The following is a 16,902-nucleotide window of genomic DNA, read 5'->3' as shown; positions in this document are numbered from 1 at the left end:
AGCCGAAGAGAAAAGGGAAGGGAGGGGAGAAGATGTCCTCAATTGCAGGAATGATGAGCCAGCAAGTGGCGAGTATTCAAAAAACACTTAATATCAGTTTATTGAATTCACAGCTTGCCACGAACACAGCCCAAGCCATGGTGATGCTCGATCAAGTGCAGCAGCAGCCTCAAGCTGTTCAGCCCAAAGATTCAGATGCTACGTTTATTGATGTCAGAGTTTAACCAAGAAAGCCGCCGTCACAGGCGGCTCTTTTTATGCGCTTCACGAATTTTTTGAACAGCTAACCATGCCTTTATTTTTTGTCGTCCAAGCTATTCATCAAATGCGGCATATACTATTGAGGTAAGAAGTTCCACTATGAAAGGATGTTGATGCCAAGTGAGCAAGGATTTAGGCATCTTTTCGTTGTTTACAGTCAGTTTGTCGGCAATGGGCTTTCTGTTTGGTGGAGCAGGATATTTACTCATGATATTAGTGACACTCATGGCTATAGAATTAATTTGTTCAAGCCTAAGAGAATCTGTGACTGGACAACTTACGATGAAGCGTTTTTTGACCAGGCTTGTTCGAAAGGTTGTGACGATCTCTTTAATATCCATGGCACATTTCTTCGATGTCATGCTGAAGACTGGGGGGACAATTAAGGATTTAGCGCTCATCTTTTATATTATTTATGAATCGTACCAGATTGTCTCAACAGCCAGAGCTCTCGGAATTCCCATTCCACAGTTGTTTATTGATGTGTTAGACATGATTAAAAATAAATTGCGCAAAAAGCCGTAATTTCTTCATATCTGGTCATACTAAAGGAAAAAGGATGAATCAGATGGCGACACACACATACTATGTATCCGTTCAAGACGGATCAATCTCACAGCACAGAGACGCGGCTGCTTGGCAATTTCAGATAGAAGCAGATGATGACCAAATCTTGCAGTTAAGAGAGTATTTTGATGAACAGTATATGACAGATTGGAAAGGTTTCTTTCGGGCGCATGTTCCATTTCTTGAATATCATTATGATAGTCCAAACGACGAAATGGACAGGAAAAGAAAAGAGATTTACTCGATGATTCATGATCTCGGTAACGAAGAGACAAAGAACTTTATTGAGACCAATGGACTGATGAATTGAAAAAGCATGTAGACAAACCCTCGCATTCTTTGTCAGGTGCTCATGAATGTGAAATTCGCTCCGCGCCAGTACTCGTTTTTCCTAGACTGAAAGGTTTTCTATCACGCTGAAAAGAAGACAAAAGGCTAAAAGAAAGTTCATTTTAGCCTTTTGTCAACGATCTGAAAGTATGTAGAGACATTCTACATGCTTTTATTTTCGAGGCTGTAAGATACCGCCGATTAGATCACTGATTCCGCCTCTATTTTCCTGCTGTGAGTTGGTGATTTCGTGTGAGGTACTCTGACTCTGGGGTTTGTACCGGTTATCATCTATCCCGACCCGCATTCCAGATGTTCGTTCAGATGGCTGGATAATCACAATTTGGTCCTGTTCATGAAATTCAAACAAGTAGGATTCGCCTGATGTTTGTCCAATGAACGTTTTCCAGTTCACATCTAATTTGACTTTCGGTGCTTTGCCCGTCCAAGCGACAATGGCGTCAGGATCTACACGGCAAGGTGCTTTTAAAATCAGCGGGTTTCCATTTGTTTTGATGGCAACCTGCGCCCCGTGACCTTGATACGAGAGCTTTGAAGTAAATAGCCCTTTCTGTGATAAAATCCCAACGCCTACTGGTGTCACGCCATAGTGACATTCTTCGGTAAATGCAAGTAAATCTTCACTTTCCACGCTAACATGTTGCCAAGGACCGTTCGGCTCAAGATTGATGACGGTCACATGCTCGCTAGAATCAGCCAAGTAGCAAGTGCCTTGTCCACTCACTTCCATCATCTCAAGGTTTTCACCTGTTAATTTTCTGCTAATATGATTAAATACTTGGCTGACCATATTTCCTTTATTCGTCCCAAGTAATCGTTTACGGTATTGAAATGTGCCTTGATCGGCAATCATCGCGCCTTTTTTGGCAAAAAAGATCCCGTTGCCTTCTGCTTGTAAGGTCAGTTCTTCGATCGTGTTGAAATGAAATCCCATTTGTGCCAGCTCCTTTCCTTTGTCAAGATGTGAATCCGTAGATGCGGCATAGGTCGTTTAAATCAAGGGTCGTACCTTGTCCGGTTGCGGTGATTTTCCATTCGTTCTCAACTCTCGTTAGTTCAGCACAAATGATGGATGTACAAAATGAATAATCCTCTGTTAACTGAAAGGTACAAATCTCCTGTTGTGTGATTTGATCTGAAAGGCGCAAGTAGGCATTGGTCACCTGTCCAAAATGATGTGCCCGCTCGTGTGCATCATGTATCGTGGCTGTTACGACGATTTTCTGAATATCGGGTGAGACTCTGCTCAGTTGCATAATGATGATCTCATTATCCCGATGGCCTCCGCCGACCTGATGATCACCTAGATGGCGAACAGCTCCATCTAAGCTTTGCTGCTGATGATAATAGATCAGGTGTTTTGGAGACAGAAGCTTGTCCTCTTCATTTAAGAGAAACACTTGCGTATCTAAATCAATTGGCTGACCAGATAAGTCCCAGCCAAGTCCGATATGAATTTGATCTACATTTGGATTGTCTTTTGTTAAATCTAACTTTTGTCCTTTCATGAGGTGTTTCTGCACTGCCTCAAGAGAAGCGTCTTCTTTCTCATGTGGCCTCATTGGCCATGCTTTGTTATTTTCTTGTTTTGATCCATTTGTGATGCTCATGTTGGTTTCCTCCTCGTCTGTGTAGGACAAACACTTATTGATTTACGTCATCATGGGCAAAAGGTTTCATGATTAAAATGGGATGAGGATGGAGATGATAAAAAGGTTTTAGCAAGAATACTTATTTTACATACAGACGAGATAGAAGCACTTGTTTGTTTCACTTTTCATAAAAATTCTTCAGAGAAATGTGATCTGTGGTATGATGTTTTACAAGAAGCAAGGACAGGATATGAGGGATTTCACATGCATGTATTTAAAGACTATTATCATAATACGGTCAAGCTCTCTTTTGAAGAGCAGCCTTTTTCAAGTCATCCTAAGCATGTTTGGGCTATTTGCCGCTATCAAGGAAAATGGCTACTTACAGAACATGAGGATCGAGGCTACGAGTTTCCAGGAGGGAAAGTAGAGCCAAATGAAGAAGCAGATCAAGCCGCTATACGAGAGATTCACGAAGAGACGGGTGCTGTTGTTCGTGAATTAACGTATATTGGTCAATATCAGGTGCTTGGCAGAGAGAAAGTCATTGTCAAAAATATTTATTTCGCCGATATTGAAAGGCTCGTCAAGCAGGACACGTATTTTGAAACGAAAGGACCCGTTCTTTTCGCAGACTTACCAAGATCCATCGCAAAAAATAAAAATTTCAGTTTTATTATGAAAGATGATGTCTTAAGGCAAAGTCTTGCTTATTTAGAAAAGAACGGTTTGATTCGTTAAAAAAAGCGTAGGGAAATGACCCTGCGCTTTTTATTTTTGCAGAAAACGGCGTTCCAGCCATTCAACAAGCTGATACATGATGGTGGCGAAGACGGCGATAATGAAAAGACTTAAGAACACGAGTGTAAAGTTGAAGACTTGAAAGCCATAGATGATCATATAGCCGAGTCCTTTTGAGGAAACAAGGAATTCTCCCACAATGACCCCAACCCAAGAAAGACCAACATTGACCTTAATGGCAGAGATCATCGTTGGAATACTTGCTGGTAAAATGACCTCACGGAAGACCGTTCTTTTTTTCGCGCCAAAGGTTTTCATGACTTTTAAATAATTCTCATCGACTTCTTGAAAGGCTGTATAAATGACGATGGTGGTAATGATCACACTGATAATGGCACCCATCGCGACAATGCTGATCATGCCTGGTCCAAGGGCAACAATTAAAATGGGGGCGAGAGCGACTTTCGGCATCGCATTTAAAATAACCAAATAAGGATCAAGTACATTTGCAAGACGGGTGGACCACCATAAGGCGGCGGCTAATAAAATACCGCAAAAAGTACCAAGTAGAAAGCCGAGCACTGTTTCAAATAGCGTAATGCTCATATGATTAATTAATGAACCATCTGATAATTTTTGTACAAACAATTGGCAGACGGCAGATGGTGAACTGAAAATGAGCGGGTCAATCAGTCTGAAATGGCTCGCAAGCTCCCAAAGCGAAAAGAAACTGGCGAAAATGATCAACTGGTAGACTCGCGTCATGCGTTTTTCCATTCGAACTTTTTTTCGATAGGCTTCATGTAAAAGATCACTGTGTTTCAACTGTCTTCAGCTCCTTCCAAATCGTTTGAAAGAGCTCTTGGAAACTTGCTGTCTGTCTCGCTTCAAAAGGAGAGAGCGTCCTCAGATCATCGGGAACGGTAAACATTCGCTGGATAGAGCCGGGATGCTTTGAGAATAAGAAAATGCGATCACTCATCGCAATGGCTTCGCCGATGTCATGCGTGACAAGAACAGCCGTTTTTTGGTAGTTTTTTAATGTGTGAAAGACGAGGTCTTCTAATGTCAGTTTCGTCTGGTAATCTAGTGCTGAAAATGGCTCATCTAGCAGAAGCAGGCCGGGATCAACTGCAAGCGTTCGGGCGAGAGCCGCACGCTGCCTCATCCCGCCTGACAGCTCCTTCGGGTATTTTTCTTCGACATCATTGAGTCCAAGCTTTGGCAGTAAGCTAAGGGCAGCTGAGGTGGCTTCATGTGAATCTTGTTTTGCAATTTTTAACCCGAGAATGACATTTTCCTTGATCGTTTTCCATGGGAACAAATAATCTTGCTGGAGCATATAACCGATTTGATGCTCCTGTTGATTCGGTTCTTTTCCTTCGATTAAAATTCGACCTTCAGAGGGTGGCGTAATGCCTGCGATGATGGAAAGCAAGGTTGTTTTCCCGCAGCCGCTAGGACCAATAAATGAGATGAATTCACCTTGAGTGATCTCCATATTGATGTGCTGTATGGCCGTTGTTTTTTCTTTTAAAGAGAAGTACGTGTGGGTCACATGGTCAATTTGAAGGAAAGACATGTGCTACCTCCTGTTCTATTTGTGATCTGTGACCTTCTTGGCAATGGATGAATCGACAAGTTGTTTGTACGGGATAAATTTCGGCAGTTCACCACTTGCCTTCATGATTCCCTGTAATTTGTTCCATTCCTCTTCATTTAGAAGAGGATCTGTTGCATAGGAGTTCTGCTGTTTGTAACGTTTGATAGCTGTTGATAAGACATCAAGGTCTGTATCAGGAAATTGAGATTGGATTGTCTTGGCAATCTCCTCAGGGCTCTTTACTTTGACCCATTTTTGCGCTTTGTAAATGGCACGAGTAAAGGCTTCAGCTGTCTCTTTGTTTTCTTCTAAGTAACTCTTCTTTGCCATAAAGGTGGTATAAGGCACCTTGCCGGAAGCCTCACCAAAGGAGGCGGTAATGTACCCTTTGCCTTCTTTTTCAATTAAGGAAGCTGTCGGTTCGAATAACTGCACAAAATCGCCAGTTCCAGAGGAAAAAGCACCTGAAATGTTGGCAAAATCAATATTTTGAATCATGCGAAGATCTTGTTTCAAATTAATGCCTTCTTTTTTCAGGACATATTCACCGACCATTTGCGGCATGCCGCCTTTCCGTTGTCCGAGAAAGTCTTTTCCTTTCAATTGATCCCAAGAAAATTGATTGATTTTTTCCCTTGAAACAAGAAATGTACCGTCTGTTTGTGTTAGCTGTGCAAAGTTCATGACAGAGTCTTTCGTGTCTTGTGCTTCCACATAAATAGAAGATTCAGATCCGGTCAGAGCGATATCAGCGCCGCCAGATAAGAGAGCTGTCATTGTTTTATCGCCGCCCCAAGTGGTTTTTAATTCAACCTCTAAGCCTTCATCTTTGAAAAATCCTTCGGATAGGGCGACATAAAGCGGTGCATAAAAGACCGAATGAGTCACCTCGGCTACTTGTACGGTCTGCTCTTGGTCTTTTTTACAGGCGACAAATGGAATAAAGAGCAGGACAACGAATATGAATGCCAGTCTGACTTTAATGGAACGATTCAAGAGTAATTCGCCTCCTTTGTTCTAGATCACTAATTAAAGTATGTCAAAAGGGATTTTTGGTGAGTGCCTAGATGAAATAAGAAGCGCATTGTTTATTTATAGAACGTGTCTTTTTTTCTATACTAGAAGCATGAATGCTTTCTTGAATTTGGCAGAAATAAAGGAGCGGTTTCGTGTATAGATTGAGTTGGGTATTTGTTGGTTGGTATGTAGTAGGTCTTATTTTAATGGTCTTTTTTGAAGTGCCGGCATGGCTTCAGTTTGCGAATGGTATCTTTCTTGTGCTTTACGCCTGCTGCGTCATTGAGATTGGCCGAAATATTTACGGGGCATGGAGCTTTGTGATCGTAAGAGCAGCCATTGTGGGTGTGTTGACGTTTACAGTTGAATGGGTGGGGATCACAACTGATTTTCCATTTGGGGCCTATGATTATTATCCGACACTTGGATTTCTTGTGGCGGGAGTGCCTTTGACGATCGCTTTTGCATGGGTTGGTGTGTTTTTAAATAGTCTTTTTTTATCAAGACAACAATCGAAGTGGAAACGAGCCGTCGAAACGGGTATATGGATTGTACTGCTTGATCTCATATTAGATCCGGTAGCGGCTGAACGAAAGTTTTGGGTGTGGTATGACGGCGGAGGTTTCTTTGGTATCCCTTTTGAGAATTTTGTCAGCTGGGGTATCATTGGAGCAGGACTTTCATTTCTGTTCCCGCTCGTATCAATTGATCAGCAGGCATTGCGCTGGAATGGGCGTATTTATCAGGCCATGGTGTTCTTCTTTGGTCTTTTAGCATTAAAGGGCGGGCTGGATGTCATTTTTTATTTAGCACTGATCATTGTCATCTTGTGTGAAGGAAGGGTTCGATTTGAAAGAAAGCGACAAAAACCGATCGTTTAGACGACTCTTTTATTTTTATCTAGAACGATATTTACTGAACAAACATTTTCGCTGTGTCATGATGAAAGGTACGGTTGACCCAAAGGAGGAGCATCCTGTTCTTTATCTTGCTAATCACAGTTCATGGTGGGATGGACTGATCATTTTTCTTTTAATAGAACAAATGTCTGAGCTGGATCATGCCATGATGATGGAAGAGAAGCAGTTAAAGCAATATGCTTTTTTTCAAAAACTTGGTGCATTTCCAGTTCATAAAGAGAAGCTGAAAAGTGTCAAGCAGGCATTAATGACCGCAAAGGAGAAGATGGAGGCTGGCGGGGCTGTGTGGCTCTTCCCGCAGGGGAAAATTATGCACCAAGACATAAGGCCGCTTGAACTGGAAGGCGGAGCTTCTTTTTTAGTCAGGCAATTTGAGCAGGTCGTCATCAAACCTGTGACGCTGCATTATACATTTAATCAATTTCAAAAACCAACGGTATCGGTTGAATTTGGAGAAGATGTCCTGGTAGCTGGCCGATCACTTCGGAGTAAGGAAGTAACAAGTTTACTCGGAGACCTGCTTGAAACACAGTTAAACGCACATCAAGCACAGGTTATTGCTGATCCAGATTTTTCAACAAACGAACAATTTAGGCAGGTGACAAGGACAAGCCGGTCAACTAGTGATGCGTTTGATTCCTTTAAAAAGTGGGTGAAAACATGGCGGTCTTCTTAATTGTCATCAGTGTTTTGCTGCTCTGCCAATTGATGTTTACGATTTGGAATATGAAGCAATTTCCTGTACTCAAGCCGGCATCTCTTTCACCTGATGAACCCATTTCATTATCGATCCTCATTCCAGCGAGAAATGAAGAAAAACGGCTGGAAGCCTGCCTTCAGTCGATTGTTGATCAGCGTCTCCATCCGAAAGAGTTGATCGTGCTGGATGATCACTCGACAGATCAGACGAGAATGATTGCAAAGGGCTTCGCAGAGACATATCCATGGATTCGCGTGCAGTCAGGTCAAGTATTGAAGCGCGGCTGGCTTGGAAAATCATATGCTTGTTCCCAGCTTGCTGAGGCAGCATCTTCTGATTGGCTGTTATTTTTAGATGCAGATGTCCGCTTAAAACAAGGAGCTATTGAAGCGGTGTACAAGCAGTTATGCATACAAAAAACGGGCATGCTTTCAGGTTTCCCAGAGCAAAAAACGGGAACGCCTTTTGAGCATCTTGTCGTTCCTATGATGATGTTTACGATTGGCTGTCATCTGCCAGTGAAGTGGGTCAGAACATCTCAACATCCTGCTTTTGCCGCAGCACATGGCGGCTTTATTGCCATTGAAAAGAATTGTTATCACGAAATAGGTGGTCATGAAGCGATCAAGGATTCTCTTGTGGATGATATGGCTTTGGCTAAACGAGTGAAAGAGAAGGGCTTTCCGTTCACACTGGCAAGTATTCATTCTTTTGTCTACATGAGAATGTATGAGAGTGGACAGGAAGTATGGGAAGGATATCGGAAAAATTTGTTCCCGGGAGTGAATCGAAACATTGCTTTGTTAAGCAGTGTCTTTTGTTTATACTCCTTCCTTTATGTAGTTCCTGTTATTTGCTTTATGATCGCACTGATTCATTTTGATGTGGTCAATCTCTGTTTAGCCCTTCTTTGCTACGGGCTGGGTGTTTCCATTAAAGCAGTCATTGATATCGAAAATGGAAGAACGTCTACGATGGCCTTTTTATTGCCTGTCAGTATCATGAGCCTGATTGCCATTGGTTTTGCTTCTATGAAAATTGGGCTGAAAAAAGAAGGCTATGAATGGAAAGGAAGAAGGTACGAATGAAAAAAGTGATCATTATTGGCGGCGGACTTGGCGGGTTATCGGCTGCGATTCGCTTACAGTCACGCGGTTTCCAGGTCACCATTTTAGAAAAAGAAGCTGTATTAGGCGGGAAATTACAACGCCATCAAGCGTCTGGCTACTCTTTTGATTTAGGACCGAGTACCATTACAATGAAGGCGTATTTTGAGGAAGTATTTACCTCCTGTCATAGACGAATGGAGGATTATGTGACGTTTTATCCGATTTTTCCCCTTACTAAAAACGTTTTTTCAGATGGACATACGGTTGAGTTTACGTCAGATATTGAGCAAATGGAATCACAAATTGCAGTTTTTAGTCCAGAGGATGCAAAGCAATACCGGGCATTTTTACAGGAATCGAAGAAGCTTTTTCAAATGGCAGAGGATCAGTTTTTAAATCGTTTATTATTGACCTGGAAGGATAAAGCGGATGTCAAGCTAATGAAAGCCCTTCTTGCTGTCAAACCTTTTACATCTGTTCAGCGCTTGCTGCGTCAATATTTTCGTCATCCTCATACATTGGCGATGTTTGGCCGGTATGCGACTTACATTGGCTCTTCTCCATACGAGGCACCTGCTATTTTTAATATGATGGCTTATTTAGAAGGAGAAAAAGGCATTTATGGTATCAAGGGCGGTACATATCGTTTAGTTGAGGCATTTGAGACACTGGCAAAGGAATTGGGTGTCCGAATTCATCTCAATGAACCAGTCAAAAAGATTCATGTAAAGAATAAGCGAATCCAAGGAGTTGAAACAGATCAGCAGTTATATGAGGCAGATCAAGTCATTGCGGGGGCAGATGCACTGACTGTTTATCGCCAATTAATTGATGAAGAAGACCGCCCGAGCTTTGGAAATCAAAAACTGTCAAACATTGAGCCATCGTTATCAGGTTTTGTTCTTTTGTTGGGCGTCCCTAAAGTCTATGAACAACTGTCTCATCACAACGTGTTTTTTCCAGAGAATTATGAACAAGAATTCAAGGATATTTTTCAGAAAAAACAGCTTCCTCATGATCCGACGCTTTACATCTGTTATTCAGGTCATTCAGAGCCAGCTTTAAGCGGAGGGCCAGGAAGAAGTAACTTGTTTGTATTAGCCAATGCGCCATATGTGACAAAAGAGCAAAATTGGGACATGCTAAAGGAGACATATGGCCAGCATATGAAAACAAAACTAAAGGAAAAGGGTCTCTTTGATCTTGACCAGCTTGTAGAATTTGAAGCGGTACAAACCCCGCTTGATTTGCAGCAAAAAACGGGAGCGTATCATGGGGCCATTTATGGTATGTCGTCAAACTCATTCAAGCAGGCATTTTTTCGCATCAATAATCAATCAAAGGATATTGAAGGACTTTGGTTTGTTGGGGGCACAAGTCATCCAGGCGGCGGCACTCCGATGGTGACAAAATCAGGACAGCTCGTCGCAGAAGCCATTATCAAGCATTTGACGTAACACCGAATGAAAAGGAGAGAATTCAAGTGATTGTGGAAAAGAGAAGGTTCCCGTCGCCACATCCGCATATTCACTTATATACAGTGACATATGAGGCCGATGGACTTCGGATGAAGGGGCTGCTCGCTGAACCGGCCGGAGAAGGTCTCTATGACGGTTTTTTATATTTACGCGGCGGCATTAAAAATGTGGGAATGGTTAGACCTGGCCGAATTGTGCAATTTGCTGCGCAAGGGTTTGTCGTCTTTGCGCCCTTCTACCGAGGGAATCAAGGAGGCGAAGGGAACGAGGATTTTGCTGGAGAAGATCGGAAAGATGCATTTGCTGCATTTCAGCTGTTGAAACATCATCAAAAGGTGAAGCAGGAGCGCATTCATATCTTTGGTTTTTCCCGCGGCGGAATTATGGGCATATGGACCGCTGTTGAAATGAAGCATGAGGCCGCTTCCTTTGTGACATGGGGAGGCGTAAGTGATATGAAGCTCACCTATGAAGAACGTGTGGATATGAGAAGAATGATGAAGCGTGTGATAGGAGGTCCTCCGCATAAGGTACCAGAAGCATATGAGGCTAGAACGCCTTTGAATCATGTACACCAAATTGAAGCACCTGTCCTAATCATTCATGGGGAGCTGGATGAGAATGTATCCATTGAGCATGCGTATTTATTAGAAGATGCCCTGCGTCAGCATGGCAAGTCTGTGGAAACATGGTATTTTCACGGATATCATCATTATTTCCCGCCACAGCATAACCGGGAGATTGTCAGACGGTTGACGACATGGATGCACAGCCGAAAAGGCGGAAATGTGGTAAAATAAACGGTAGAAAGAAATATAGAAAGTAGGGGGATTTTCATTATGGGAATGCCTGTTGAATTTAATACAATGATTGTCACAAAAGGAAAAGAGACAAGAATTGAAGAAAATGTGTTTGAGCTCATGAAGGAAGGGTACCGCATTTATCCATTAAATATTCCGCTTGAGGTGCGTAAAACGAAAGACGGAGAAAAAACAGGAACAGCACATGTTGAAAAGCTGGAGCTCACAGACAATATCACGAAGGTGACGTACCGTCTTGTGTCATTGCATTCAACGAACTAAAAAAGCTGAGGGATTCATTCCCTCAGCTTTTTCCTTTTGATTAGACGAGTGGTCCGCCTTTTGCTTCAATATCACTTGCTGCATGGCTGAATTTTTTGAAGTTCTTTTTAAATTCATTTGCAAGGAAGTTTGCTTTTTCTTTGTAAGCCTCTTGATCGTCCCATGTTTTAGCAGGCTGAAGCACTTCATCTGGCACTCCTGGAATATGAAGCGGGATGTGTAATCCGAAGATGTCGTCAGTGATCATTTCAGCGTTGTCAAGATCTCCTTCGATCGCTGCCTGCACCATTGCTCTTGTATGAGCAAGATTCATTCGTTTGCCCGTACCGTAGCCGCCGCCAGTCCAGCCTGTATTCACAAGGAATACTTTTGCGCCGTGCTCATCGATTTTTTTACCAAGCATTTCAGCATAGACATGAGCAGGAAGTGGCAAGAATGGTGAACCAAAGCAAGTAGAGAACGTTGTTTCTGGTGACGTCACACCACGCTCAGTTCCCGCTAATTTACTTGTGTAACCGCTCAAGAAGTGGTACATCGCCTGTTCTTTCGTTAAACGGCTGATTGGAGGTAAAACGCCGAATGCATCAGCTGTTAAAAAGACGATGGCAGATGGGTGACCTGCAATACTTGGTTTCACGATGTTATCAATCATTTCGATTGGGTAAGCCGCACGTGTATTTTCAGTAAAGAATGTGTCATCATAATCTGCTTCACGTGTTTCTTCATCAAGTACTACATTTTCAAGCACTGATCCGAAGCTGATGGCTTTGTAAATTTGTGGTTCTTTTTCTTCACTTAAGTTCACACATTTTGCATAGCATCCGCCTTCAATATTGAAGACACCTGTGTTAGACCAGCCATGCTCATCGTCTCCAATCAGCTTGCGGCTTGCACTTGCAGAAAGCGTCGTTTTTCCAGTACCTGAAAGGCCGAAAAATAAAGCAACATCGCCTTCTTGACCGACGTTAGCAGAGCAGTGCATTGATAAAATATCTTGTTCAGGAAGCAGGTAGTTCATAACAGAGAAAATGGATTTTTTCATCTCTCCTGCATATTCTGTTCCACCGATCAGAATCGTCCGTTTTTCAAAAGAAACGATAATAAACGTTTCAGAGTTTGTGCCATCTGTTTCAGGATCTGCTTTAAAGTGAGGTGCAGATAAGATGGTGAAAGGTTTTTCGTTTGATGATGGTGTTGATCCATCAGGTCTGATGAATAGCTGCTTTGCAAAGAGATTGTGCCAAGCGAATTCATTTACAACTGTAATTGGCATACGGTATTTTTCGTCAGCACCGGCAAAACCATCAAAGACAAATAGTTCATCACGTTCTTTTAAGTATGACACAACCTTTGTATATAAACGATCAAATGCCTCTTTCGAGATCGGCTGATTCACTTGACCCCAATCAATTTTATGTTCAGAGTTTTCTTCTTTTACGATGAATTTATCTTTAGGCGAACGTCCAGTGTAGGCACCCGTTGTGGCGCGGACAGCACCAGTTGAAGTTAAAACGCCTTCATTACGTGCCAAAATCTTTTCAACAAGTTTCGGAACAGATAAATTTTGGTGCGTATTTTCTAATGAGAGCAATGACTGCAAATCTTCTTTTAAATCCACTGAGTTCATAAAAAACCCTTCCTTTACCGTTGAATTTGTTTGTTTTGATTAGTATAACACATTGATAATAATAGTCTATACTATTTAAACATTTTTGTGTGTGTTTTTTCATTTCTGCTATGAAAATATGCTTTTTGGTGATGCTAATGATGAGGTGAAAAAAAGGGGAGATAATTCCTATGAACCATTGACATGACGCAAGGGTTTAAGATAAGATATCTTATTGAACGGATACTCTTATCCCGAGTTGGTGGAGGGACAGGCCCGATGAAGCCCAGCAACCGGTTTCTTATGAAAAAGGCATGAACATGCTGAGAAACCAAGGTGCTAACCTGATGCAAGGTACAAGAACACCTTGAGCGATAAGAGTGAAAGGCATGCGATCTCAGACCCTTTCCTCGCAATGAAGGAAATGGTTTTTTTATTTTTGGGATATCATATGAACAAATTGCCAATAACATCTCTAATATAAACATGTTGAAATATAAGAGGGAACGAGTTCCGTATCATATTGGAGGCCTCATCTTGGGATGATGTGGTCTTGTACAGGAGGAAATAGCCATTATGAGTCAAAATCGTCGTTTATTTACTTCAGAATCAGTGACCGAAGGACATCCAGATAAAATCTGTGATCAAATTTCAGACAGCATTTTGGATGAAATTTTAAAGAAAGATCCAAATGCACGTGTTGCCTGTGAAACTTCTGTAACAACCGGTCTCGTATTAGTAAGCGGTGAGATTACAACGTCTACTTATGTCGACATTCCAAAGACGGTGCGTGACACGATTAAGGAAATTGGCTACACACGTGCGAAATATGGTTTTGATGCGGAAACATGTGCGGTTCTTACATCAATTGATGAACAGTCTGCTGATATTGCGCAAGGTGTAGACAAAGCGCTTGAAGCACGTGAAGGAACAATGACTGAAGAAGAAATTGATGCGATCGGTGCAGGTGACCAAGGTTTGATGTTTGGTTTTGCAAACAACGAAACTGAAGAGCTTATGCCACTGCCGATTTCTCTTGCACATAAATTATCTCGCCGTTTAACAGAAGTACGCAAGAATGAAACACTTGCATACCTTCGTCCAGACGGAAAAACTCAAGTAACAGTTGAATATGATGAACAAAACAAACCAGTTCGTATTGATACGGTGGTTATTTCTACACAGCATGCACCAGAAGTGACGCTTGAACAAATTCAAAGCGACTTAAAAGAGCATGTCATCCGCCCTGTCGTTCCAAGTGAACTGATCGATGAAGAAACAAAATACTTCATCAACCCAACAGGCCGCTTTGTCATCGGTGGACCTCAAGGGGATGCTGGTTTAACTGGACGTAAAATCATCGTTGATACTTATGGCGGGTATGCTCGTCACGGTGGTGGTGCTTTCTCTGGTAAGGATGCAACGAAGGTTGACCGTTCTGCAGCATATGCGGCTCGCTATGTAGCGAAAAACATCGTAGCAGCTGGTCTTGCAGATTCATGTGAAGTACAGCTTGCTTATGCAATTGGTGTTGCACAGCCTGTCTCTATTTCAATTGATACATTTGGAACAGGCAAAGCCTCTGAAGAGAAATTAATTGAAGTGGTACGTGCAAACTTTGATCTTCGTCCAGCCGGCATTATTAAAATGCTTGACTTACGTCGTCCGATCTATAAACAAACCGCTGCATACGGACACTTTGGCCGTCATGACTTGGATCTTCCATGGGAAAAAACGGATAAAGCCGACACGCTTCGCAAGGAAGCATTAGGAGAATAACAACATACAAAACCGCTTATTTTAAGCGGTTTTCCTTTTGATTAAAAAAAATTCTACAAAAAGCGTAAAAATGTGAAACAAAATTGGACAAAATACTGTCTAATTATAGGTCTACTTTTAAGAAATAACATAACGTGGAGGCAATAATATGTGTGGGTTTGTTGGTGTATTTAATCACCGTCCATTGTCCGAAACTACTGAGCAGGAAGAGTTAATTAAGCAAATGAATCGTCTCATCGTTCATCGAGGTCCGGATGATGAGGGGTACTTTCATGATGAGCATGTAGGGTTTGGATTTAGACGTTTAAGTATTATAGATGTTGAACACGGAAAGCAGCCGCTTTCTTATGAAGATGAAAAATATTGGATTATTTTCAACGGAGAAATTTATAACTATGTGGAGCTGAAAGAAGAGCTTGTGAAAAAAGGCTATACGTTCAGCACAGATTCTGATACGGAAGTCCTTCTTGCCACATATCGCCACTATAAAGAAGAAGCGGCATCGAAGCTTCGCGGGATGTTTGCATTTTTAATTTGGGATAAAGAAGCGCAGTTATTATATGGCGCAAGAGATCCTTTCGGCATTAAACCGCTCTATTTTACACAATTGGATGACCAAGTGTACTTTGCTTCTGAACGCAAAAGCTTAATGGCTGTGAATGAGAACATTTTATTTGATGAGACTGCTTTGCAGCAGTATATGTCTTTTCAGTTCGTTCCTGAGCCAAATACACTTGATCAAAAAGTGCACAAAGTTGAGCCAGGTCATCAGTTTACACTGCGTCCAGGCCAAGACATTGCATTTAAGACTTACTGGAAAGTTCAATTCAAACCTGAACAAACACAAGAGCAGAAATTAGTAGAAGAAGTACGTGATGCTATCTATGATTCTGTAAAAGTCCACATGAGAAGTGATGTGCCTGTTGGTTCATTCCTATCAGGCGGGATCGATTCTTCTTTCATCGTGTCGGTCGCAAAGGAATTTCACCCTGAACTGAAGACATTCTCTGTTGGTTTCCAGCAGGATGGATTCAGTGAGGTAGATGTAGCAAAAGAAACAGCTGATAAGCTGGGATTGCAAAACTTTAGTGCTGTGATTTCTCCTGAGGAATATATGAATGAGCTTCCAAAGATCGTCTGGCATTTAGATGATCCTTTGGCTGATCCAGCGGCGATTCCATTGTATTTCGTGGCAAAAGAAGCGAAAAAACAAGTCACAGTTGTTCTTTCAGGTGAGGGAGCAGACGAGCTGTTCGGTGGATATAATATTTACCGTGAGCCGCTATCTCTAAAGCCTTTTGAATCTGTACCATCCATGCTGAAAAAGCTTCTTCTTCGTCTGGCTCGTTTAATGCCAGAAGGAATGAAAGGGAAAAGCTTTATCGTTCGCGGCTGTACGCCATTAGAGGAACGTTATATCGGCAATGCGAAAATCTTTGAAGAGCCAGTGAAGAAAAACCTCTTAAAGCAGTATGATCCGAACATCACGTATCGTGACGTGACGAAAACATACTTCGAGGAAAGTGCAGGCTACAGCGATATTAACAAAATGCAATATGTTGATATCCATACGTGGATGCGCGGGGATATCCTGCTGAAAGCAGATAAGATGACAATGGCGAATTCTCTTGAGCTTCGTGTTCCATTCCTTGATAAGGTCGTATTTGAAGCAGCTTCTAAAATTCCAGAAGAGTTGAAAACGAAAGACGGTACAACGAAATATTTATTGCGTAAAGCAGCAGAAGGCATTGTACCGGACCATGTGTTAAACCGTAAAAAACTAGGTTTCCCTGTGCCAATTCGTCATTGGCTGAAAAATGAGATGAACGCTTGGGCGAAAGATATCATTAAAAACAGTCAAACAGATGAATACATTAACAAGGCATATGTTCTTGATTTATTAAATGATCATTGTGCTGGAAAAGCAGATCATAGCCGTAAGATTTGGACTGTTCTGATCTTTATGATCTGGCATAGCATCTACGTAGAGCGCAGCATTGATCCAGAGCAGTTGAATCACCAGCCAAAAGAAGTTATTTTTAGCTAATGAAAAAGGTTTTCAGCTTTGTGCTGAAAACCTTTTTTGTCATGATAGA

The 16,902-nt window shown here is 41.9% G+C and carries 18 protein-coding genes and 1 riboswitch; of the genes, 12 read left to right on the top strand and 6 right to left on the bottom strand.

Annotated elements, in window-relative coordinates; translation table 11 throughout:
• Window positions 1–32: 32 nt before the first annotated feature.
• The 3 genes from MKY11_RS14215 to MKY11_RS14205 all read left to right on the top strand — a co-directional run bounded on the left by MKY11_RS14215 (window position 33) and on the right by MKY11_RS14205 (window position 1,138).
• On the top strand, window positions 33–224 hold the full coding sequence (locus MKY11_RS14215; protein ID WP_008342942.1) for a hypothetical protein: 192 nt from the start codon (window positions 33–35) through the stop codon (window positions 222–224).
• Between the two features lie 157 nt (window positions 225–381).
• Window positions 382–786, top strand: coding sequence for a phage holin family protein (locus MKY11_RS14210; protein ID WP_008342944.1), 405 nt, complete (start codon window positions 382–384; stop codon window positions 784–786).
• A 43-nt stretch (window positions 787–829) separates the two neighbouring features.
• Window positions 830–1,138 (top strand): hypothetical protein, encoded by a 309-nt coding sequence (locus MKY11_RS14205; RefSeq protein ID WP_017358369.1) that lies wholly within the window; start codon window positions 830–832, stop codon window positions 1,136–1,138.
• Window positions 1,139–1,330: 192 nt separating this feature from the next.
• On the opposite strand, the gene MKY11_RS14200 is transcribed toward MKY11_RS14205, so the two are convergent.
• Window positions 1,331–2,113, bottom strand: a complete 783-nt coding sequence (locus MKY11_RS14200; protein ID WP_008342947.1) for an AIM24 family protein — start codon at window positions 2,111–2,113, stop codon at window positions 1,331–1,333.
• Between the two features lie 22 nt (window positions 2,114–2,135).
• The gene (locus MKY11_RS14195) at window positions 2,136–2,789 is read right to left on the bottom strand and encodes a TerD family protein (RefSeq protein WP_342501504.1); all 654 of its coding nucleotides are present in this window, start codon (window positions 2,787–2,789) and stop codon (window positions 2,136–2,138) included.
• A gap of 246 nt (window positions 2,790–3,035) precedes the next feature.
• On the opposite strand from MKY11_RS14195, the gene ytkD reads away from it, so the two are divergent.
• On the top strand, window positions 3,036–3,512 hold the full coding sequence (gene ytkD / locus MKY11_RS14190; RefSeq protein WP_008342951.1) for an RNA deprotection pyrophosphohydrolase: 477 nt from the start codon (window positions 3,036–3,038) through the stop codon (window positions 3,510–3,512).
• A 30-nt stretch (window positions 3,513–3,542) separates the two neighbouring features.
• On the opposite strand, the gene MKY11_RS14185 is transcribed toward ytkD, so the two are convergent.
• Genes MKY11_RS14185 through MKY11_RS14175 form a run of 3 tightly spaced genes read right to left on the bottom strand, consistent with a single transcriptional unit; the run spans window position 3,543 to window position 6,111 of the window.
• Window positions 3,543–4,337, bottom strand: a complete 795-nt coding sequence (locus MKY11_RS14185; protein WP_007501924.1) for an ABC transporter permease — start codon at window positions 4,335–4,337, stop codon at window positions 3,543–3,545.
• Window positions 4,324–5,094: an ABC transporter ATP-binding protein gene (locus tag MKY11_RS14180; RefSeq protein ID WP_008342956.1), complete on the bottom strand. Its 771-nt coding sequence runs from the start codon at window positions 5,092–5,094 to the stop codon at window positions 4,324–4,326. Before MKY11_RS14180 ends, MKY11_RS14185 begins: the two co-directional genes overlap by 14 nt.
• A 15-nt stretch (window positions 5,095–5,109) precedes the next feature.
• Complete coding sequence (locus tag MKY11_RS14175; RefSeq protein WP_342501503.1) at window positions 5,110–6,111, bottom strand: ABC transporter substrate-binding protein; 1,002 nt, start codon at window positions 6,109–6,111, stop codon at window positions 5,110–5,112.
• A 173-nt stretch (window positions 6,112–6,284) separates the two neighbouring features.
• Here MKY11_RS14175 and MKY11_RS14170 point away from each other — a divergent pair, with 173 nt between their 5' ends.
• The 6 genes from MKY11_RS14170 to MKY11_RS14145 are packed head-to-tail and all read left to right on the top strand — an operon-like array spanning window position 6,285 to window position 11,421.
• Window positions 6,285–7,013 (top strand): carotenoid biosynthesis protein, encoded by a 729-nt coding sequence (locus MKY11_RS14170; RefSeq protein ID WP_017358367.1) that lies wholly within the window; start codon window positions 6,285–6,287, stop codon window positions 7,011–7,013.
• Window positions 6,982–7,728, top strand: coding sequence for a lysophospholipid acyltransferase family protein (locus tag MKY11_RS14165; protein WP_342501502.1), 747 nt, complete (start codon window positions 6,982–6,984; stop codon window positions 7,726–7,728). Before MKY11_RS14170 ends, MKY11_RS14165 begins: the two co-directional genes overlap by 32 nt.
• A complete protein-coding gene (locus MKY11_RS14160) occupies window positions 7,713–8,840 on the top strand; it encodes a glycosyltransferase family 2 protein (protein WP_342501501.1) in 1,128 nt (375 codons plus the stop codon). The genes MKY11_RS14165 and MKY11_RS14160 overlap by 16 nt, the downstream gene beginning before the upstream one ends.
• Entirely contained in the window at window positions 8,837–10,318 is a 1,482-nt protein-coding gene (gene crtI / locus MKY11_RS14155) for a phytoene desaturase family protein (RefSeq protein ID WP_342501500.1), read from the top strand. Before MKY11_RS14160 ends, crtI begins: the two co-directional genes overlap by 4 nt.
• A gap of 26 nt (window positions 10,319–10,344) precedes the next feature.
• Window positions 10,345–11,139, top strand: a complete 795-nt coding sequence (locus MKY11_RS14150; RefSeq protein ID WP_017367901.1) for a prolyl oligopeptidase family serine peptidase — start codon at window positions 10,345–10,347, stop codon at window positions 11,137–11,139.
• Window positions 11,140–11,178: 39 nt separating this feature from the next.
• Complete coding sequence (locus MKY11_RS14145) at window positions 11,179–11,421, top strand: DUF2584 domain-containing protein (RefSeq protein ID WP_017358362.1); 243 nt, start codon at window positions 11,179–11,181, stop codon at window positions 11,419–11,421.
• 40 nt (window positions 11,422–11,461) lie between these two features.
• Here MKY11_RS14145 and pckA read toward each other — a convergent pair whose 3' ends face one another.
• Complete coding sequence (pckA, locus tag MKY11_RS14140; protein WP_007501908.1) at window positions 11,462–13,048, bottom strand: phosphoenolpyruvate carboxykinase (ATP); 1,587 nt, start codon at window positions 13,046–13,048, stop codon at window positions 11,462–11,464.
• Window positions 13,049–13,273: 225 nt separating this feature from the next.
• Window positions 13,274–13,408: riboswitch (SAM riboswitch) on the top strand.
• A 195-nt stretch (window positions 13,409–13,603) separates the two neighbouring features.
• On the opposite strand from pckA, the gene metK reads away from it, so the two are divergent.
• Window positions 13,604–14,806, top strand: coding sequence for a methionine adenosyltransferase (gene metK / locus MKY11_RS14135; protein ID WP_008342973.1), 1,203 nt, complete (start codon window positions 13,604–13,606; stop codon window positions 14,804–14,806).
• A 148-nt stretch (window positions 14,807–14,954) separates the two neighbouring features.
• Window positions 14,955–16,853 (top strand): asparagine synthase (glutamine-hydrolyzing), encoded by a 1,899-nt coding sequence (gene asnB, locus MKY11_RS14130; RefSeq protein ID WP_047945244.1) that lies wholly within the window; start codon window positions 14,955–14,957, stop codon window positions 16,851–16,853.
• Window positions 16,854–16,902 lie beyond the last annotated feature (49 nt).

Source organism: Bacillus sp. FSL W7-1085 (assembly GCF_038595035.1).
GTDB lineage: Bacteria > Bacillota > Bacilli > Bacillales > Bacillaceae > Bacillus > Bacillus altitudinis.
The sequence above is the reverse complement of the archived record's forward strand: the minus strand, read 5'-3'. Positions and strand labels throughout refer to the sequence as shown.